Origin of the sequence: Ancylobacter sp. Lp-2 (assembly GCF_020523795.1) — a bacterium.
Classification (GTDB): Bacteria; Pseudomonadota; Alphaproteobacteria; order Rhizobiales; family Xanthobacteraceae; genus Ancylobacter.
The window spans coordinates 205,885-223,153 of record NZ_JAJALI010000006.1; the positions used below are offsets into that span (position 1 = coordinate 205,885).

A 17,269-nucleotide genomic window follows, 5' to 3' on the forward strand; every position below is an offset into this window, starting at 1 on the left:
AGGAGCGCCATAGGAGACGAACCTCACATAGGCATGGCGGTCCAAGTGGATATTCGTGCGATCACTCGAATCAAGCATTCGTCACTCCCTTCTGGAAGAAGGATTTCACGCTCCTTCACAGTTGCCAAGAGAATCTCGATTCGGATGATGTCTTAAATTCGCGTAAATCCGGCGAATAGCCTCAGGCCGGCAATGCCCGTGGGCGCGACGACAATGGTGCGGGCCTCCCCCCGAATTACGCAAGATCTCCGCTACCCTCTGCCATTGTCGGGCAGCGGAAGCACTCGCCCGGCCTGGCGCGGAGCTGCCGCGCCGAGACGAACGTCCCGACCTCTTCGGCCGGGACGTCATGCCTATTGTCGGGCGAGCGACCTTACGAGCTCCCTGACCTGATTGGGGCCAAGAATATTTCCACCAAGGGGGGCGAAATCAGAGGGAATCTGGACATGCCAGGACGGGTTTTCGTCGACCATCTCCACGGCTTCAGCGAGCGTGGCGACAACATCGCCCTCCCAAATGGTCAACACCTTCACAGGACTAGCAAGAGTGAGATTTGGCACATTTTCCTCCTAATTTATTGGCGATTTTAATTTTCACCTATGAGGTTATTATCATTCTCATCCAATAGTTTTCGGTGGTATTCGGCAGCTTACGGTAGAAGATCTCGAAATATTTTCGCCGGCATTCCACCATCGTCCTGCGCCGCATCGTCCTGATCGGCACGACGGTCCGCGGCCATGGCCCGTGCCCCGCGATATGCTGCTGCCATGAACCTGATTCTCTATGCCATCGTGATAGGCGCAGGCATCGCCGTCGCCTTCCAGCAGGTGCTCAACGCTAATCTGCGCGCGGATCTCGGTTCGCCCTATTGGGCGGGGTTCGTCAGCTATGCCGTCGGCATGCTCGTCATGATTACCGTGCTGCTGGCGACCGGCAGTTCCTTGCCGTCCGCGACCGCCATCAACCGGACATCATGGTGGTCCTGGTCGGGCGGCCTGTTCGGCGCAGTATTCATCCTTGCGGTGATCTTTGCCGTTCCGCGCGTTGGAGCCGCCACGACGCTGGCGCTGATCGTCGTCGGCCAGATGCTGGGATCGCTGGCATTCGACCATTACGGCATCCTCGGCCTGCCGCAGCAGAGCGTGTCCATGGCCCGCCTCGCCGGCGTGGCGCTGCTCGTCGCCGGCGTTTTCCTGATTCAGAAATCATAGGCGCCGGCCCGACCCGCTCGACGGCCCTCACCCGCGAGGACGCCCGCGGCGGGCCGGCACGGCATGGGGCGAAGCGTGAGAGCCTAGTGCCCCCGCTCGCCCACCAGGTCGTTTGATTCCGCCCACCACACAAAGGCGTTGCCGGCCTCCAGGACGTCGTCCGGATCGGCCGCGCTTTGCAGCCGACGGATGAGACCATCATAGTCGCCCTTGCGGTGGGGATTGGCCCGGGCGAAGGCGAGAGCTTCTTCCAGCGTGGTGATGTCGAAAGTCGCCGACCCGGCATGCACACGAATTGCGGGAATGGCGACGGATGTGCGATCCATAGCAGAGCCTCCCTGCGGTCGATTTATGTTAACGCATGGCGCCGGCGCAGGTTCCATCCCGTAGGGGCATCCGCCTTGCCGGAGTTGTCCCAGCTTTCGCGCCGGCTCTGCCTCTTCGCTCGCCCCCCCCCCGCCAACCGGCGGGCGTATCGACGCAGACATCGTCCGCAAAAGCGGCTCTTGGGGACTACAACGCCTCCACGGCTTCGTCAGAAGGCGCTCTCTTGTTTCCAGATTTGGGAAATTTCAGTTTCGCGATTCGATATGCCTCGCGCAAACCTCCTGGATTGATCCCTTTTCTCCAGCGCCAGCGAGCGCGGATTTCATGATCTTTATCCACCCGCGGGCCTTCATCGCCGCGATCAATAAAAGCATAATCTATGTGGGTCGACAAATTATTCAACAACGACTTAAGACAGGCACTTTTCTCAGCAACACCATGAACTTCCCCAGCCATCACAACTTGAGCACGAGACGCATATGCATAATGCCTCATCTGCTGCACATCAATCGCACAGTTACTGTTAGGCAATAGAGCCAAAATGATATCGTCCAATTTTTTTAACGTGGCATCTATATAACTAATTATATCACCATTAAAAAAATTGGATCCACGATCGTTCATTATTGCCACAGCGGCATCAAATTGCTGCCTGACTACGATTCTGAAAAGATCTTCGGCAATGCGATAATTAATTATGCGCTGCATCCTCTCCGCCTCTGCCGACGCCCTCGCTTCAGCTTCACGGACCCGCCCGTCTCTCCTTGCCTGCCACCACGCAAATGCGATCGCCAGCATCGCGCCAAGAAACTGCATCCACGCGGCGACATCTCCAGAACTCATCTTAAAAGAACCCGTTAAGCGTCATCGCGACAATCCGTGCGGCCACGAGCAACATCGCCGCCGGGAGTGTCCGATGGTACTTTCGATTGCCTACTGACACGCGCCCCCGCGCCGGGGCGCGAATCGCCCCATGCCCCAATTTTGTGGGTCGCAGCGTTCCAGGCGCAAATGCACCTTCACGGGCGATGCATCCCGGTATTGCTGGTGAATCGACAGTTTTTGGGGAGGGATCTCGCGCGCCTAGCATGCCCCGGGAGGGGGTGGGGACACGGCAAAGTACGCCGGCGCCCTTCGCAAGATTTTGATTTTTCTTGGATAAATGGTCGGAGCGAGAGGATTTGAACCTCCGACCCCTAGTCCCCCAGACTAGTGCGCTAACCAGGCTGCGCTACGCTCCGACGCCGTGAGGCGCTGTCTCTCTAGCGATTTGATCCCGGCGATGCAAGCGGCGCCGGGATCTCGCCATGGGATATCTCTGCGGGCACCGGCGCCGGCGGGCCCCGTTCCGGCCCCACCTGCCGTTCCACCGAGGCGCTGAAGCGCTGGAACAGGCCGAGCGACACCAGCGCCACGCAGCCGATCCCCACCAGCAGCGCCGGGTAGATCACCTGCGAGATCTCCTCGCGCGCGGTCTCGAACAGCAGCACCAGCGCCTCGAGGAAGATGGCGATGATGATGGTGGAGAGAAACTTGGTCAGCCCGCGCCGCGCGTCGGCGGCGGTGCGCTTCTCCCGCCCGGCCGGTACTTCCTCCTCGAAGAAATATTTGGCGACGTCGAACAGCGCGATGGCGACGATGAGATAGCCGACGATGTTGAGCAGCGCCTCATGCACCAGCGTGTCGCCGCCGAGCCCCTCGCGCAGCGCCGTATAGGGGGCGTAGACCAGCAGCACCGCCGCCACCGCCATCAGGGCGCAGGCGGCGACGGCGAAGACGGCACGGATGAGAAAGCTCATGGGGAGGGGCTCCGTTGACCCCTGGCCAACTAGCGCGCCTCGCCGGGTCTTCAAGTACCGCGTCCCGCCACCCTGCCCGCCGCGCCTCGTGTATAGTCGCGCCGCCGCCACCGACCGGAGACCCGCCATGGCCCATGAACACGCGACCGCCGAGCTCGTCCGCGATCCCGGTTTCGTGCCGCCGCCGGCGCTGGAACCGATGATCGAGCGGCTCGCGGCGCGCCGTTCGGCGCCGCTGCGCAACCTCGGCGGACCGGCGCTTACGGAAGAGGAGCTCGACCTGCTGTTCCGGCTGGCGCTGCGGGTGCCCGATCACGGCCGGCTGGTGCCCTGGCGCTTCATCGTCATCGAGGGCGAGGCGCGGGCCGCGCTCGGCGCCCGGCTCGATCAGCTCTATGCGCGGCAGAATCCGGACCTACCCGCCGCCAAGGCCGATATGTGGACGCTGTATCTGATGCGCGCGCCGCTCACCGTGGTGGTGGTGAGCCGGCCCGATCCGGCCGCCAAGGTGCCGGAATGGAACCAGCAGCTCTCCGCCGGCGCCGCCGGCATGGCGCTGACCGTGGCGGCGAGCGCGCTCGGCCTTGCCTCGCAATGGCTGCTGAAATGGCCGGGCCGCGACCGCGAGGCGGCGGCGCTCGCCGGCGTCGAGGCCGGCGAGACGGTCGCCGGCTTCATCCATATCGGCCGGCCGACGGTCGACAGCCCGGACCGGCCGCGCCCGGACGCCACCAGCGTGGTCAGCCGCTGGCAGCCGGCGGAGGTGTAAGCTCGACGTGAGACCGGGCCGATGAGGCCCGGCCCCTAAGCCCGCGCGATCAACCCTCGACGTCGAAGGAGACGCCCTGCGCCAGCGGCAGGGTGCGCGAGTAGTTGATCGTGTTGGTGGCCCGCCGCATATAGGCCTTCCAGGCGTCGGAGCCCGCCTCGCGGCCGCCGCCGGTCTCCTTCTCGCCGCCGAAAGCGCCGCCGATCTCGGCGCCGGACGGGCCGATATTCACATTGGCGATGCCGCAATCCGAGCCTTCCGCCGACATGAAGGTCTCGGCCTCGCGCATGTCATTGGTGAAGATCGAGGAGGACAGGCCCTGCGGCACGCCGTTCTGCAGCGCGATCGCCTCGGTGAGGCCGCCGACCCGCAGCACATAGAGGATCGGCGCGAAGGTCTCGTGCTTCACCACGTCGACCTGTTCGTCGATCTCCACCAGCGCCGGGCGGACGTAATAGGCGTCGTCGGCGCCGGCCACCGCCACGCGCTCGCCGCCATGCACGGTGGCGCCGGCGGCACGGGCCTTGTCGAGCGCCGCCTGCATGCCCTCATAGGCCGCCTTGTCGATCAGCGGGCCGATCAGCGTGCCGTCCGCACGGGGATCGCCGATGGTCACCGAGCCATAGGCCTTGGCCAGGCGCGGCACCAGCTCCTCATAGACGCCCTCATTGACGATGAGGCGGCGCAGCGAGGTGCAGCGCTGGCCGGCGGTGCCCATGGCGGCGAAGGCGATGCCGCGCAGCGTGAGGTCGAGATCGGCCGAGGGGCAGACGATGGCGGCGTTGTTGCCGCCGAGTTCCAGGATCGAACGGCCGAAGCGCTTGGCCACCCGCTCGCCGACGATGCGGCCCATGCGGGTGGAGCCGGTGGCGGAGATCACCGGCACGCGGGCGTCGTCGACCAGCGACGAGCCGATCTCGCCGCCGCCCACCAGCACCTGCGACAGGCCTTCCGGCGCATCGCCGAAGGCGGCGGCGGCGCGCTCGAACAGCGCCTGCACGGCGAGCGCGGTGAGCGGGGTCTTCTCGGAGGGCTTCCACAGCAGACTGTTGCCGCAGACCAGCGCCAGCGCCGCGTTCCACGACCACACCGCGACCGGGAAGTTGAAAGCGGTGATGATGCCGACCGGGCCGACCGGGTGCCAGGTCTCCATCATCCGGTGGCCGGGGCGCTCGGAGGCGATGGTGAGGCCGTAGAGCTGGCGCGACACGCCGACGGCGAAGTCGCAGATGTCGATCATCTCCTGCACCTCGCCGAGGCCCTCGGAGACGATCTTGCCGGCTTCCAGCGTGACGATGCGGCCGAGCGCCACCTTGTGGGTACGCAGTTCCTCGCCGAGCAGGCGCACCAGCTCGCCGCGGCGCGGCGCCGGCACGGTGCGCCAGGCGTGGAAGGCCGCGACGGAGCGCTCCACCGCCGCGCCGACATCGGCCGGGCTCGCCTCGGCGACATGCGCCACCACCTCGCCGGTGACCGGCGAGTGCACCGCACGGCCACCGTCCTGCCACAGCGCCGGGTCGACGCCGAGCGAGCCGAGCAGGTCCGCCACCTCGCCGGCGACCGGGCCGAGGGCTGCGTTGATTTTCGCCGTCATGATCATGCTCCTCGCAAGCGCCATCGGCGGGCCGCGATCCGGCACGCCTGGATTGGCCGCGTGCATAGCACCGCTGGGCGGCACAAATCCATGCTGCGGGAGGATGAGCCGGAAAGCCTGCCCCTGCGGTAGGTTAGCCGCGATGAGGGGCGCGGCGGTGGCGGCGCGACGAAGAAAAATCCGCCATTTTCACTCTGCGGCAGGATAAGAATTCACCGCGATGATGTCTTGCATCTTGCCTGCGTATAACCCACATCAGGGTCACGAACAGCCTCGACAATAGGTCACGAACACTGTCAGTATGTCCCTGTTCGCCGACGAATTATCCATGAAAAGATCCATGGACAGATTCGCGAAATCACATTCCCGACACGAAATAGCTGTCCTCACGCCGCACTCCTTTTGCATCCGAATCTCCTGGATGCAACAGGAGAAGGACAGAGGTATTGACGGCTTGGGGAATGGGACGGATCGCCGGCGCGACACTGACCGCCGCGATCATCTTCGCCGCCAGCGGCAATGCTGCTTCAGCAAACTCGGCAAGCGTGAAAAGACCGGCCGCCACCAGTGGGATGGCGTCCTATTACGGCTATGGCGGACGCACCGCCAACGGTGAGCGCCACAACGCTCAGGCCCTCACCGCCGCGCATCGCACCCTGCCTTTCGGCACCAAGGTGCGGGTGACCAACACGGCCAATGGCCGGTCGGTCGTCGTGCGCATCAACGATCGCGGCCCCTTCATCCGCGGTCGCGTCATCGATGTCTCGACTGCCGCTGCGGAAAGCCTCGGCTTCCGCTCGCGCGGGGTCGCGAGGGTCGATCTCGCCGTGGTCAATTGAAGGCCTTGGGTCAACTGACGGCCGTGGCGTGACGTTCTTATGTGAACGCCTGGCCGGGACGATGGTTCCTGAGCCGCGTGCGAAACGCGCTCAGACCTCGCCCCGGCGGGCTTCCATCAGCAGGCGATAGCACTCCTCGAGATCGACGAGCGCCGCCTTGAGCTCGCGCACCTGCTCCTCAGACAGGCCGTCCTCCGGCCCCTCCAGCGGGCGGAACGAGGTCAGCCGCGACGGCGCCTCCTCGCGCACCGGGGCCGGCGGCACATAAGCGGGCAGCGGCGGCACCGGGAACGGCTCCGGCGATTCTTGAGGATACGGCTCGGCCGGGTACCGCTCGGCATGACGCGGGGCGCCGAAGGGAGCTTCCGGCTCGCCGCCGACGCCGCGGAACGGAAAGGACGGCCCGTCATCCTCGTCCTCGTCGTCGAAACGCGGCTCCACCTCGCGCGGATGCTGCGGGTGCGATTCCGCGCGCGGCGCATCGAAGCGCGGCTCGATATGGCGCGGCTCACCATGCCGTGGCTCCGCATGACGCGGCCCGCCCGGATGCGGCTCGATATCCGGCAGCAGCGGCATGTCGAGGAAATTCGGTTCGTCTTCGGAGGATCGGCGCCGGGCCGGCTTGCGTGCCGCCGCCCGCTCCGGCTCGTCGTCGCGCGGTGCGCCGCCGCGACGCCCCGGCAGCAGGCCGAAGAACCCGCTCAGCGAGGACCGGCCGGCAGCGGCCTTGCCTTCCTGCGCCTCGCCCTCGTCGTCCCCGCCGGCCGGCGCGGCAACGGTGCGCGGGCCTTGCCCGCCTTCCATCGCCTCGCGCAGCACCGCCTGCACGTAGCGCGGCCCTTCCTCCTTGAGGATGCGCTGCACCCCGCGGATCGTGTAGCCCTCGCCATAGAGCAAATGCTGGATGCCGCGCAGAAGCTCGACGTCATCCGGCCGGTAATAGCGGCGACCGCCGCCGCGCTTCAACGGACGGATCTGCGGGAACTTGGTCTCCCAGAAACGCAGCACGTGCTGCGGCAGATCGAGCTCGTCGGCGACCTCGCTGATGGTGCGGAAGGCGTCCGGGCTCTTCTCCACGGCGAGGGTTCCCTCCCTTCAGCTCACACGAACGACGCGGCGCGACTCACTCTTCGGTGACGTCTTCGCCGTTGATCTGCTGCTTGAGGATGTTGGACGGCTTGAACACCATGACGCGGCGGGGCGCGATCGGCACTTCCTCGCCGGTCTTCGGGTTGCGGCCGATGCGTTCGCCCTTCTGGCGCACCACGAAGGAGCCGAAGGAGGACAGCTTCACCGTCTCGCCCTTGGCCACGCAATCGGCGATTTCCGACAGCACCGTCTCGACCAGCGAGGCGGATTCGGTCCGCGACAGCCCCACACGCTGGTACACCGCCTCGCAAAGATCCGCGCGCGTGATCGTCCGACCTGCCATTGCCCCGTCTCCGCCTTCTTCGTGTTGTGGCGCTGCCCTGTGTCAACCTAGGCGCCGTCGCCCGCACAGGTCAACGGGGCGCGCGCGCGCAGCCACCGGCCGCAGCGACAACCTACCAGCGAACCAGCGCCGATGCCCAGGTAAAGCCGCCGCCCATCGCCTCCAGCAGCACCACGTCGCCGGCCTTGATCCGCCCGTCCCGCGCCGCCGTGGCCAGCGCCAGCGGAATCGAGGCGGCGGAGGTGTTGCCGTGCACGTCGACGGTGAGCACCACCTTCTCCGGCGCGATGCCGAGCTTCACCGCGCTGGCATCGATGATGCGGCGATTGGCCTGATGCGGCACGAACCAGTCGATGGTCGACGAATCGATGCCGGTGGCGTTGTAGGCGTCGGTGATGACGTCGGTGATCATGCCGACCGCGTGGCGGAACACCTCGCGGCCTTCCATGCGCAGGAAACCGGTGGTCTTGGTCGAGGAGACGCCGCCATCGACATAGAGCTTGTGCTTGTGGCGGCCGTCCGAGCGCAGATGCGTGGTGAGCACGCCGCGCTCGTCGGGCGCGCCGCTCGCCAGCACCGCCTCCAGCACCAGCGCGCCGGCGCCGTCGCCGAACAGCACGCAGGTGGTGCGGTCCGACCAGTCGAGGATGCGCGAGAAGGTCTCGGCCCCTATCACCAGCGCCCGGCGGAAGCTGCCGGCCTTCAGGAAATTGTCGGCGGTCGCCAGAGCGTAGACGAAGCCCGAGCACACCGCCTGCACGTCGAAGGCGGCGCCGCGGGTGATGCCGAGTCCGGCCTGCACCGTCACCGCCGAGGCGGGGAAGGTGTTGTCCGGCGTCGAGGTGGCGAGCACAATGAGGTCGATGTCGTCCGGCGTGAGGCCGGCATCGTCGAGCGCCGCCCGCGCCGCCTTGATGGCGAGGTCGCTCGTCACCTCGTCCTCGGCGGCGATATGCCGCTCGCGGATGCCGGTGCGCTGGACGATCCATTCGTCGGAGGTGTCGACCATCTGGGCGAGGTCGGCATTGGTGAGGGTCCGCGCCGGCAGATAGGCGCCGACGCCACGCACCACTGAAGTCAAGCTGCTCACGATGAAACCTGCAATTCTGCCGCGTTGGCCCCGTCCGCTTCCGGCGAAGCCCCGGCCGCGCGCGGCCGCCCCTTGATGCCGGCCTCGATGCGCGACAGCAATTGGTAGCGCACCATGTCGTAGCCGATGTCGATGGCCGAGGCGAAGCCCTCGGCGTCGGTACCGCCGTGGCTCTTGATCACCACGCCGTTGAGCCCGAGGAACACGCCGCCATTCGACTTGCGCGGGTCGAGCTTCTCCCGCAGCAGCGCGAAGGCGCCGCGGGCGAACAGATAGCCGATCTTCGCCATCAGGCTGGAACGCATCACCCCGCGCAGCAGCTCGGCGAACTGCTTGGCGGTGCCCTCGGCGGTCTTCAGCGCGATGTTGCCGGAGAAGCCCTCGGTCACCACCACGTCGACCACGCCGCGGCCGATGTCGTTGCCCTCGACGAAGCCGCGATAGTCGAGCCCGGGATGCTCGGCGGCCCTGAGCGTCGCCCCGGCCTCCTTGACCTCCTCGACGCCCTTGATCTCCTCGACGCCGACATTGAGCAGCCCGACCTTCGGCGTCTCCATGTCGAAGACGATGCGCGCCATCGCCGCGCCCATCACCGCCATGTCGACGAGATGCTGGGCGGTGGCGCCGATCGAGGCGCCGACGTCGAGCACCACGCTCTCGCCGCGCAGCGTCGGCCACAGGCAGGCGATGGCGGGGCGGGAAATGCCGGCCATGGTCTTCAGGTTGACCTTGGCCATCGCCATCAGCGCGCCGGTATTGCCGGCCGAGACCGCGCAATCGGCCTCGCCGAGCCGCACCGCGTCGATGGCCTTCCACATGGAGGAGACCTTGCGGCCGCGCCGAAGCGCCTGGCTCGGCTTGTCCTCCATGGTGACGACGACGTCGGTGTGGAACACGGTGCTCGCGGCGGCGAGCTTGGGATGCTGGGCGAGGATCGCGCGGATCTTCGCCTCGTCGCCGAACAGCAGATAGCGGATGTCCGGGTGCCGCGTCAGCGCGACGGCGGCGCCGGGAAGCACGACGTCGGCGCCGTGGTCTCCCCCCATGACGTCGAGCGCGATTCTTACGGGCGATGACATGAAGCGGCTACTGGTCTCGTTCATTCAGGGTCGGCACAGGCCGGGCGTGGCCCGCCGCCGGGACATGAGGGCATGCCCCAGTTGCGGGCGCGTGACAATAGCGGCTCGCCGCCATGGAGCAACTTTCGGCTCAGATGTCGCCGCTGCCCTCGGTCTTCTTCAGCCGGGCGAGCGCGGCGAAGGGCGAGGCTTCCTCCGGCCCCGGCTCGGCCGGCGTCTCGAACGCCACCCCCGGCTTGCGCGGATAGGGGTCGAGCCCCAGCGCCAGGAATTCCGCCACCACCGCGCCGACATCGATGACGCCGTCGACGATCGGATCGGGCATGTCCTGCTCGCTCACCTCGATCTCCTGGCCGGGCCGGATTTCCGGCAGCTTCGCGGCCGGCGCGAAGCTCATCTCGATGTCCTCGCTCACCGGGGCGTCGAAATCCTCGAGCGTGACGACGCAGTTCTGCCGCACCACGGCGTCCACATGGCCCTCCACCCGCACGCCGCCGCGCTGCGGGATCAGCTTCACCGTGGCGGTGAGCCTGGGAATGCCGACAATGCCGAAATCCTTGGCCAGCGCCGCGCGCGTCGCCTCGTCTGGCGCGAGCTTCACCGTCGTGCCGTCATCGGGAAGGGTGGCGACGAGGACGGGATGGGTCAGGGGGGCCGCATCGCTCATGATGATGTGTTCTCCACGAAGCTGGGTGCGCCGACGGCCGGCAAGGGCAGCTCGCCGCGCGCAAAAGTCTCGAACGGCGTCGCCTTGAGCGCCGCCACCAATTGGCGCAACCGCACCGCCAGCGCCGCGGCCTCGGCCTGGCGCTCCGGCACTGAAGCGTAGACGTTGCGCAGCAGCGCCTCGGCCAGCGCGCCGTCCTCGGCCGCGAGCGCGGCATCATAGACGCCGGCGCGGCCATAGAAAGCCGAGGCCACCTTCTTCATCTTCTTCGGCACCGTGAGGTCGCCGACGCCCATCTCGCGCAGATTGGCGTCCATGTCGCGGCAGAAGGCGTCGAACACCCGCTGGCCCAGCTCCTTGCCCGCCTCGCCCTCGTCCTTGAGGCGATGAAACAGCAGGAAGGCATGCAGAAGGATCATCTCGAAGCGACCGGCAATGCTGTCGGCGACGCCATAGTCTGTGTAATAGGCCGGATCGCGCGATTGCGCCACGATCACGCCATAGAGCCGCTGGATGGTCTCGCGTCCGTCGTCCCGGCGGAAGAATCGCAGGATCATGGCGAGCCCCTGTCCCGTTGCCTCGGCCTCATTGCCGCCGCGCATGGCGCCGCATCGAGGCGGGTTAGCGCGGGTGTGAACCGCTGGCAAGCCTGCTGGCAGGCCCGGACGGGGATTTCCCGTTGCCTCACGGCGGCAGCCTGTGCTTTTTGCGCGGGACGATGTGCGAGATCGTGCACAGGAGTAGGATGAATGGCAGTGCGGTTTGAGCGACGGCAGGCGGACCAACGGACCGGACGCATCGGGCAATGGCCCGCGCGCCTCGCCGGGGTTAGCGGCGTCGCCGTCATCTGCGCCGGCCTCGCCGCCTGTGCCGACATGCCGGTGGCGACCTCCAATATGGGCCTCGCCCGCACGCCGTCGAGCTTCGTCACCGAGCAGCAACGCGGCTATGTCGCCACCCCCGGCGCGCTCGACCAGATTCCGATCGGCTCCAGCCAGGAGCAGGTGCTGCTGGTGCTCGGCACCCCCTCCACCGTCGCCACCGTCGATGGCGAGGTGTTCTATTACATCTCGCAGAAGACCAAGAAGGTGATGTTCATGCGGCCGGAGGTGATCGAGCAGCGGGTGCTGGCGATCTATTTCGACCCCAAGGACAAGCGCGTCACCCGCATCGCCGACTATGGCCTGAAGGACGGCAAGGTGTTCGACTTCGTCTCGCGCACCACCCCGACCGGCGGCAACGAGCTGTCGGTGCTCGGCCAGATCTTCACCTCGGCGCTCGGCGGCCCGAGCAACGACTAGAGTCGGATCCGGGCCGGCCTCTCCGGCCCGGACACCCCTGCTGGTACGCTCCCCCGGCGCGGAAGCGCCCGGCTTTGGCGTTCAGCCGAAGCGCGACGGCGCGAACGGCGCGACGTCGACCGCCGGCGTCTCGCCGCTCATCATCTCGGCGACGAGCCGCCCGCTGATCGGGCCGAGTGTGAAGCCGAGATGCTGGTGCCCGATGGCGAGCCACAGCCCCCTCACCTTCTCGCCGCCCGCCCCGCTCGCCGGGCCGATCGCCGGCAGCATGTCCGGGAAGGCTGGCCGGCAGCCCATCCACGGCTCGGCCTCGACGCGGGCGCCGAGCGGGAACAGCTTGCGGGCGACCGCCTCGGTGCGCTCCAGCTGCACCGGCGTCTTGCGGGCGTCGCGGCGGGCGAACTCGACGCCGGTGGTCAGGCGGATGCCGAGCTCCATCGGGGTGATGACATAGCCGCCCTCCTCGTCGAGCACCGGCCGCGACAGCTTCGCCCCGCCCTCGCCGCGATAATGCATGTGGTAGCCGCGCTTCACCGCCAGCGGCAGCCGCACGCCGAAGGGGCGCAGCACGTCATCCGCCCACGGCCCCAGCGCCACCACCACCTCGCGCGCCTCCACGAGGCCGTCGGCGGTCGACATCGCCCAGCCGGTGCCGAGGCGCACCAGGCCGCGCGCGTCGCCGATCCGGAGCACGCCGCCCAGCGCCGCGAAATGCCGCGCATAGGCGCCGGTGACGCCGCCGGGGCTGGAGACCGAATGCGGGTCGGTCCAGATCACCGCGCTGGTGAAATCCGGCCTCAGATCCGGCTCCAGCGCCAGCGCCTCGTCCACACCGAGCTCGCGCATGGAGAGGCCGTATTGCCGCGCCAGCGGGAATTCCTTGCGCTCGTTGTCGAGCCCTTCCGGCGTGCGGTAGAGCTTCAACCAGCCGCCCTCGCGGAAATAATGCTCGGCCCCGGCGAGCGCCGCCAGCCGGGCATGCTCGTCGAGGCTGTGGCGCAGCAGCGTTTCCATGGTGCGGGCATAGGCGAGGATGCGCTCCGGCGCCGAGGCCTTCCAATAGGCGTACATCCAGGGCACCAACCCGGGCAGCGCGTCCCAGTGGTAATTGGCCGCCGGGTTGCGCCCGAGCGCCACGTCCATCAGCGCCTTGAGGTCGCGCGGGAACGCCACCGGATAGATCGAGGAGCGCTCGACGAGGCCGGCATTGCCGTAGGAGGTCTCCTCGCCCGGCCCGCGCCGGTCGACCAGAGCCACCGCCTGCCCGCGCAGCTTGAGATTGAGCGCCACGCTGGTGCCGACGATGCCGGCACCGAGCACGAGCGTATCGACTTTCATGAGAGACACCGTCCACTGGCCGGCACGAACGCGCCGGACTGCCGAGAAGGAAACCGGCACGGCGGCCCGCGAGCCGCCGCGCCGTTAATCGCAAGCCTGCCGGCTCAGTAGATGTCGAAGGGGAAGTACTTTGCGTTGATCTTCTTGTAGGTGCCGTCGGCGACGATCTCCTGGATCGCCTTGTTCAGCGCCTCGCGCAGCTCGTTGTCTTCCTTGCGCACGGCGATGCCGGTGCCCTGCGGATTGACGTCCTTCAGGTCGGCGCCGAGGAACTTGCAGCACTTGCCGTCGCTGCTCTTCTCCAGCCATTCATAGAGCACGAACTTGTCGGCCAGGATGGCGTCGAGCCGGCCGGCGGCGAGGTCGGCATTGGCCTCGTCCTGGGTCGGGTAGAGCTTGATCTCCGAGTCCTTGTACTTCTCTTCCAGATACACCGCCGCCGTGGTCGAGGACTGCGTGCCGACGGTCTTGCCCTTCAGCCCGGCCGGCGAGATGTCGGTGATCTTGGTGTCCTTCGGCGCGATGACGCTGCCGGGGGTCTGGTAGTAGGGAACCGTGAAGGCCACCTTCTCCTTGCGCTCGTCGGTGATCGACATCGAGGCGACGATGGCGTCGAACTTCTTGGACAGCAGCGCCGGGATGATGCCGTCCCAATCCTGGGCGACGAAGGTGCATTCCACCTTCATCTTCTCGCACAGCGCCTTGGCGACATCGATGTCGAAGCCGACCAGCTGGCCGGACGAATCGACCGAGTTGAAGGGCGGGTAGGCGCCCTCGGTGCCGATGCGGACGGTCTTCGTCTGCGCCTGCGCGGTGGCGGCGGTCAGGGCGAACACGGCGACGGCGGCGAATAGTCTGGCGATCTTCATTGGGAAAGCCCCCTCGGTTGGACGTGCCGGAAGGCTCGTCAGCGCGCAAGCTAGGGCGGCGCGATGTCACGGGCAATCGGCGGAAAGACCGAGACGGCCCGTCACCCTCAGAAATGACTGAAGCTGCGGCGGGCGAGCGCCAGCTCCGTGCCGTCCGGCCCGGTCACGGCCAGCCCAGCGCCGGCCCGGGTGGCGCCGATCTCGGTGAGGCCGAAGCCGGCGGCGGTCGCCACCATGCTCAGCGCGTCGAGCCGGTCATGCGGCACCACGGCAAGGATCTCGTAATCGTCGCCGCCGGCGAGCACCGTCTCCATCAGCGCCGGCTCGGCGGCCACCGCCGCGCGCGCGGCCGCGCTCAGCGGCACCGCGCCGGCGCGGATCTCGCCGCCGAGGCCGGAGACCGCCAGCAGCTTCTCGGCGTCGCCGATCAGCCCGTCCGAGACGTCCATCGCCGCGCTGGCATGGGCGCGCAGCGCTTCGGCGAGCGCGAGGCGCGGGCGCGGATGCAGATAGCGGTCGGCGAGAAAGGCCCGGCCGGCCGCGTCGAGCGCCTGGAAGCCCGGCCGGTCCGGGTTGAGCCGCAGCGCGAGGCCGAGCGCGCCGTCGCCGATGGTGCCGGTCGCGACGATCGCCTGCCCCGCTTTGGCACCCGAGCGCTTCACCATCGTCCCGCAAGGCACGGCGCCGAGTGCGGTGATCGAGATGGTGAACGGGCCGGGCGTCTTCACCGTGTCGCCCCCGAGCAGTGGCGCGCCATAGTCGCGGGCGTCCTCGCCGATGCCGCGCGCGAAGGCGTCGAGCGCGGCATCGTCCATGTCGGGCGGAATGGCGAAGGCGAGCAGCACGCCGAGCGGACGGGCACCCTTGGCGGCGAGATCCGAGAGGTTCACCCGCATCGCCTTGCGGGCAATGCTCGCGGGCGGGTCGTCGGGGAAGAAATGCACCCCGGCCACCAGCGCGTCCTTGGTCAGGATGAGGTCGTGGCCGTGCGGCGGGGCGAGGAAGGCGGCGTCGTCGGTGAGGCCCAGCGCGCCGGGATGGGTGGCGAGCGGCCCGAATAGGCGGGCGATCAGCTTGTCCTCGCCGGAGGACCTGCCTGCCGAAGACTTGCCTCCCGAAGACTTGGTCGCGGAGGCATTGGCCGGAGTGGCACAGGCACCCGAGGAATTGGCACCGGACGCCTTGGCCCCGGAGGACGTGCCCCGCGAGCCCTTGGCCGTCCCGGAACCGCCGTCCTCCCGCCTGTCCGCCATGATCGCCTCAGCTGCCGAATTCGCCCGCGCGCATCTCGCGCGCCAGTCCATCCAACACCGCATTGACCATTCCGGTTTCCTCGCGATCGAGGAAAGCGGCGGCGACGTTGACATATTCCGCGACGACGACGCGGGCGGGAATGTCCGGCCGGCCGTGCAATTCATAGGCGCCGGCGCGCAGCACCGCGCGCAGCACCGTCTCGATGCGCTTCAGCGGCCAGCCCTTCACCAGCGCGGCGTCGAGCATCGGATCGATCACCCGCTGCTCGCGCACCACCCCGCCGACCACGTCGCGGAACAGGGTGAGGTCGGCGCTGGCGATCTCGTCGCCCTCGATCTCCCGGCCGATCCAGTGGCTCTCGAACTGGGCGAGGATCTCCGGCAGCGGCGTCTGCGCCACGTCCATCTGGTACAGCGCCTGCACGGCGTTGAGCCGCGCCGCGCTCTTGCGCAGCGGCTTGTGGTTCACCGGCTTGCCGGCGGATTTGGCGTCGGTCGAGTTGTTCATGCCCGCCTCACCACGACCGGCGCTTCAGGCGCAGCAGCGCGAGCGCCGCCTCGACGGCGCCGCCGCCCTTGTTGCCGTCGGACACGCGGGCGCGCACCCAGGCCTGCTCGTCATTCTCGACGGTGAGGATGCCGTTGCCGAGCGGCAGCTTGCGGGCCACCGAGAGGTCGATCAGCGCCCGGGAGGATTCCCCGGCGACGATCTCGAAATGATAGGTCTCGCCACGCACCACGCAGCCGAGCGCCACCGCGGCATCGAAGGGCCGGCCGGCCGCCTCGGCATTGTCGAGGGCGAGCGCGATGGCGGTGGGCACCTCCAGCGCGCCGGGTACGGTGAGAACCTCGCAGCTGGCGCCGACAGCCTCGACGGCGGCACGGGCGCCGGCCAGCAATTCGTCGTTGAGGTCGTCGTAGAAACGGCCTTCGACGATCAGGATGCGAGCGCCGTCTAGACGCTCGGCCGCCTCGACGGCGCGGCGGGGGGTCGCCATGGAAAGAAACCTCGCATTCGGAAACGAAGCGACGACGTACGCCGCCCGACGAAACTCCGCAAGACGCCTCTGCGCAACTCTGCTTCCCGCGTCGGCGCTATCGATCCCGCCTCAGCGGAACTCGGCCAGCCGCGCCGCGTAGCGGGCCATCATGTCGACCTCGATGTTGACGCGGTCGCCCGGCTGCACCGCCCCCCAGGTGGTGTGGGCAAGCGTGTGGGGGATGAGCAGGCAGGAGAAGCGCTCGCCCTCCACCGTGTTGACGGTGAGTGAGGTGCCGTCCAGCGTCACCGAGCCCTTGGTGGCGATGAAGGGCGCCAGCGCACGCGGGGCGGCGAAGGTGAAGCGCGTGGTCTCGCCGAGATCCTCGCGGGCCACCACCTCGGCCTGGCCATCGACATGGCCCTGCACGACATGTCCACCGAGCTCGTCGCCGATCTTCAGCGCCCGTTCGAGGTTGATCCGCTCCCCCTCGGCCCAGTCGGCGACGGTGGTGAGCGCCAGCGTCTCCGGCGCCGCCTCCACCGCGAAGCTGTCCGGCTGCGTCGCCACCACGGTCAGGCACACGCCGGCGCAGGCGATGGAGGCGCCGAGATCGATGCCCGCCGTGTCATAGGCGGTGCGCACCGTCAGCCGGCGCACGTCGTTGCGACGCTCCACCGACACCACCTCGCCGATATCGGTGACGATCCCCGTGAACATG

The 17,269-nt window shown here is 67.8% G+C and carries 19 protein-coding genes, 1 tRNA gene and 1 pseudogene; 4 read left to right on the forward strand and 17 right to left on the reverse strand.

Annotation, left to right across the window (positions count from 1 at the left end; translation table 11 throughout):
* Positions 1-767 precede the first annotated feature (767 nt).
* Positions 768-1,211: a DMT family transporter gene (locus LGR54_RS16380; RefSeq protein WP_230363061.1), complete on the forward strand. Its 444-nt coding sequence runs from the start codon at positions 768-770 to the stop codon at positions 1,209-1,211.
* Between the two features lie 83 nt (positions 1,212-1,294).
* On the opposite strand, the gene LGR54_RS16385 is transcribed toward LGR54_RS16380, so the two are convergent.
* From LGR54_RS16385 to LGR54_RS16400, 4 genes are all read right to left on the reverse strand, one after another.
* Positions 1,295-1,537 carry a hypothetical protein gene (locus tag LGR54_RS16385; RefSeq protein ID WP_230363062.1) on the reverse strand — a complete coding sequence of 81 codons (243 nt, stop codon included), beginning with the start codon at positions 1,535-1,537 and terminating at the stop codon, positions 1,295-1,297.
* Positions 1,538-1,724: 187 nt separating this feature from the next.
* Complete coding sequence (locus LGR54_RS16390) at positions 1,725-2,381, reverse strand: hypothetical protein (protein ID WP_230363063.1); 657 nt, start codon at positions 2,379-2,381, stop codon at positions 1,725-1,727.
* A 320-nt stretch (positions 2,382-2,701) separates the two neighbouring features.
* Positions 2,702-2,779, reverse strand: a tRNA-Pro gene (locus LGR54_RS16395).
* 21 nt (positions 2,780-2,800) lie between these two features.
* The gene (locus LGR54_RS16400; protein WP_230363064.1) at positions 2,801-3,337 is read right to left on the reverse strand and encodes a GNAT family acetyltransferase; all 537 of its coding nucleotides are present in this window, start codon (positions 3,335-3,337) and stop codon (positions 2,801-2,803) included.
* 127 nt (positions 3,338-3,464) lie between these two features.
* Between LGR54_RS16400 and LGR54_RS16405 the strand changes: the two genes are divergently transcribed.
* Positions 3,465-4,106: a nitroreductase gene (locus LGR54_RS16405; RefSeq protein WP_230363065.1), complete on the forward strand. Its 642-nt coding sequence runs from the start codon at positions 3,465-3,467 to the stop codon at positions 4,104-4,106.
* Between the two features lie 49 nt (positions 4,107-4,155).
* Here LGR54_RS16405 and LGR54_RS16410 read toward each other — a convergent pair whose 3' ends face one another.
* Complete coding sequence (locus tag LGR54_RS16410; protein ID WP_255607659.1) at positions 4,156-5,700, reverse strand: aldehyde dehydrogenase family protein; 1,545 nt, start codon at positions 5,698-5,700, stop codon at positions 4,156-4,158.
* A 461-nt stretch (positions 5,701-6,161) separates the two neighbouring features.
* Between LGR54_RS16410 and LGR54_RS16415 the strand changes: the two genes are divergently transcribed.
* Positions 6,162-6,539 (forward strand): septal ring lytic transglycosylase RlpA family protein, encoded by a 378-nt coding sequence (locus LGR54_RS16415; RefSeq protein WP_230363066.1) that lies wholly within the window; start codon positions 6,162-6,164, stop codon positions 6,537-6,539.
* An 821-nt stretch (positions 6,540-7,360) separates the two neighbouring features.
* Here the strand turns inward: LGR54_RS16415 and LGR54_RS16420 are convergent.
* The 6 genes and pseudogenes from LGR54_RS16420 to LGR54_RS16445 form a co-directional block, all read right to left on the reverse strand.
* Positions 7,361-7,616 (reverse strand): annotated as a pseudogene (locus tag LGR54_RS16420) (MerR family transcriptional regulator); the annotation flags it as partial.
* Between the two features lie 46 nt (positions 7,617-7,662).
* Complete coding sequence (locus tag LGR54_RS16425) at positions 7,663-7,971, reverse strand: integration host factor subunit alpha (RefSeq protein ID WP_230363067.1); 309 nt, start codon at positions 7,969-7,971, stop codon at positions 7,663-7,665.
* A 112-nt stretch (positions 7,972-8,083) separates the two neighbouring features.
* The gene (locus LGR54_RS16430) at positions 8,084-9,061 is read right to left on the reverse strand and encodes a beta-ketoacyl-ACP synthase III (RefSeq protein ID WP_230363068.1); all 978 of its coding nucleotides are present in this window, start codon (positions 9,059-9,061) and stop codon (positions 8,084-8,086) included.
* Entirely contained in the window at positions 9,058-10,140 is a 1,083-nt protein-coding gene (gene plsX, locus LGR54_RS16435) for a phosphate acyltransferase PlsX (protein ID WP_230363206.1), read from the reverse strand. Before plsX ends, LGR54_RS16430 begins: the two co-directional genes overlap by 4 nt.
* A 130-nt stretch (positions 10,141-10,270) precedes the next feature.
* A complete protein-coding gene (locus LGR54_RS16440) occupies positions 10,271-10,807 on the reverse strand; it encodes a DUF177 domain-containing protein (RefSeq protein ID WP_230363069.1) in 537 nt (178 codons plus the stop codon).
* Positions 10,804-11,364: a ubiquinol-cytochrome C chaperone family protein gene (locus LGR54_RS16445; protein WP_230363070.1), complete on the reverse strand. Its 561-nt coding sequence runs from the start codon at positions 11,362-11,364 to the stop codon at positions 10,804-10,806. Before LGR54_RS16445 ends, LGR54_RS16440 begins: the two co-directional genes overlap by 4 nt.
* A 192-nt stretch (positions 11,365-11,556) precedes the next feature.
* Between LGR54_RS16445 and LGR54_RS16450 the strand changes: the two genes are divergently transcribed.
* Entirely contained in the window at positions 11,557-12,108 is a 552-nt protein-coding gene (locus LGR54_RS16450) for an outer membrane protein assembly factor BamE (protein ID WP_370638217.1), read from the forward strand.
* An 81-nt stretch (positions 12,109-12,189) separates the two neighbouring features.
* Here the strand turns inward: LGR54_RS16450 and LGR54_RS16455 are convergent, their stop codons facing one another.
* The 6 genes from LGR54_RS16455 to LGR54_RS16480 form a co-directional block, all read right to left on the reverse strand.
* On the reverse strand, positions 12,190-13,446 hold the full coding sequence (locus LGR54_RS16455; RefSeq protein WP_230363071.1) for an FAD-binding oxidoreductase: 1,257 nt from the start codon (positions 13,444-13,446) through the stop codon (positions 12,190-12,192).
* 104 nt (positions 13,447-13,550) lie between these two features.
* Positions 13,551-14,315 carry an ABC transporter substrate-binding protein gene (locus tag LGR54_RS16460; protein WP_230363072.1) on the reverse strand — a complete coding sequence of 255 codons (765 nt, stop codon included), beginning with the start codon at positions 14,313-14,315 and terminating at the stop codon, positions 13,551-13,553.
* Positions 14,316-14,422: 107 nt separating this feature from the next.
* Positions 14,423-15,568 (reverse strand): thiamine-phosphate kinase, encoded by a 1,146-nt coding sequence (gene thiL / locus LGR54_RS16465; protein ID WP_230363073.1) that lies wholly within the window; start codon positions 15,566-15,568, stop codon positions 14,423-14,425.
* 7 nt (positions 15,569-15,575) lie between these two features.
* The gene (nusB, locus tag LGR54_RS16470) at positions 15,576-16,076 is read right to left on the reverse strand and encodes a transcription antitermination factor NusB (RefSeq protein WP_230363074.1); all 501 of its coding nucleotides are present in this window, start codon (positions 16,074-16,076) and stop codon (positions 15,576-15,578) included.
* Positions 16,077-16,083: 7 nt separating this feature from the next.
* Positions 16,084-16,566 (reverse strand): 6,7-dimethyl-8-ribityllumazine synthase, encoded by a 483-nt coding sequence (gene ribH, locus LGR54_RS16475; RefSeq protein WP_230363075.1) that lies wholly within the window; start codon positions 16,564-16,566, stop codon positions 16,084-16,086.
* A gap of 111 nt (positions 16,567-16,677) precedes the next feature.
* Positions 16,678-17,268, reverse strand: a complete 591-nt coding sequence (locus tag LGR54_RS16480) for a riboflavin synthase (protein ID WP_230363076.1) — start codon at positions 17,266-17,268, stop codon at positions 16,678-16,680.
* Position 17,269: the final 1 nt, after the last annotated feature.

Coding starts and splice junctions, on each gene's coding strand:
- LGR54_RS16380 (WP_230363061.1), top strand. CDS start 768: ATGAACCTGATTCTCTATGCCATCGTGATAGGCGCAGGCATCGCCGTC.
- LGR54_RS16385 (WP_230363062.1), bottom strand. CDS start 1,537: ATGGATCGCACATCCGTCGCCATTCCCGCAATTCGTGTGCATGCCGGG.
- LGR54_RS16390 (WP_230363063.1), bottom strand. CDS start 2,381: ATGAGTTCTGGAGATGTCGCCGCGTGGATGCAGTTTCTTGGCGCGATG.
- LGR54_RS16400 (WP_230363064.1), bottom strand. CDS start 3,337: ATGAGCTTTCTCATCCGTGCCGTCTTCGCCGTCGCCGCCTGCGCCCTG.
- LGR54_RS16405 (WP_230363065.1), top strand. CDS start 3,465: ATGGCCCATGAACACGCGACCGCCGAGCTCGTCCGCGATCCCGGTTTC.
- LGR54_RS16410 (WP_255607659.1), bottom strand. CDS start 5,700: ATGACGGCGAAAATCAACGCAGCCCTCGGCCCGGTCGCCGGCGAGGTG.
- LGR54_RS16415 (WP_230363066.1), top strand. CDS start 6,162: ATGGGACGGATCGCCGGCGCGACACTGACCGCCGCGATCATCTTCGCC.
- LGR54_RS16425 (WP_230363067.1), bottom strand. CDS start 7,971: ATGGCAGGTCGGACGATCACGCGCGCGGATCTTTGCGAGGCGGTGTAC.
- plsX (WP_230363206.1), bottom strand. CDS start 10,140: ATGTCATCGCCCGTAAGAATCGCGCTCGACGTCATGGGGGGAGACCAC.
- LGR54_RS16440 (WP_230363069.1), bottom strand. CDS start 10,807: ATGAGCGATGCGGCCCCCCTGACCCATCCCGTCCTCGTCGCCACCCTT.
- LGR54_RS16445 (WP_230363070.1), bottom strand. CDS start 11,364: ATGATCCTGCGATTCTTCCGCCGGGACGACGGACGCGAGACCATCCAG.
- LGR54_RS16450 (WP_370638217.1), top strand. CDS start 11,557: ATGGCAGTGCGGTTTGAGCGACGGCAGGCGGACCAACGGACCGGACGC.
- LGR54_RS16455 (WP_230363071.1), bottom strand. CDS start 13,446: ATGAAAGTCGATACGCTCGTGCTCGGTGCCGGCATCGTCGGCACCAGC.
- LGR54_RS16460 (WP_230363072.1), bottom strand. CDS start 14,315: ATGAAGATCGCCAGACTATTCGCCGCCGTCGCCGTGTTCGCCCTGACC.
- thiL (WP_230363073.1), bottom strand. CDS start 15,568: ATGGCGGACAGGCGGGAGGACGGCGGTTCCGGGACGGCCAAGGGCTCG.
- nusB (WP_230363074.1), bottom strand. CDS start 16,076: ATGAACAACTCGACCGACGCCAAATCCGCCGGCAAGCCGGTGAACCAC.
- ribH (WP_230363075.1), bottom strand. CDS start 16,566: ATGGCGACCCCCCGCCGCGCCGTCGAGGCGGCCGAGCGTCTAGACGGC.
- LGR54_RS16480 (WP_230363076.1), bottom strand. CDS start 17,268: ATGTTCACGGGGATCGTCACCGATATCGGCGAGGTGGTGTCGGTGGAG.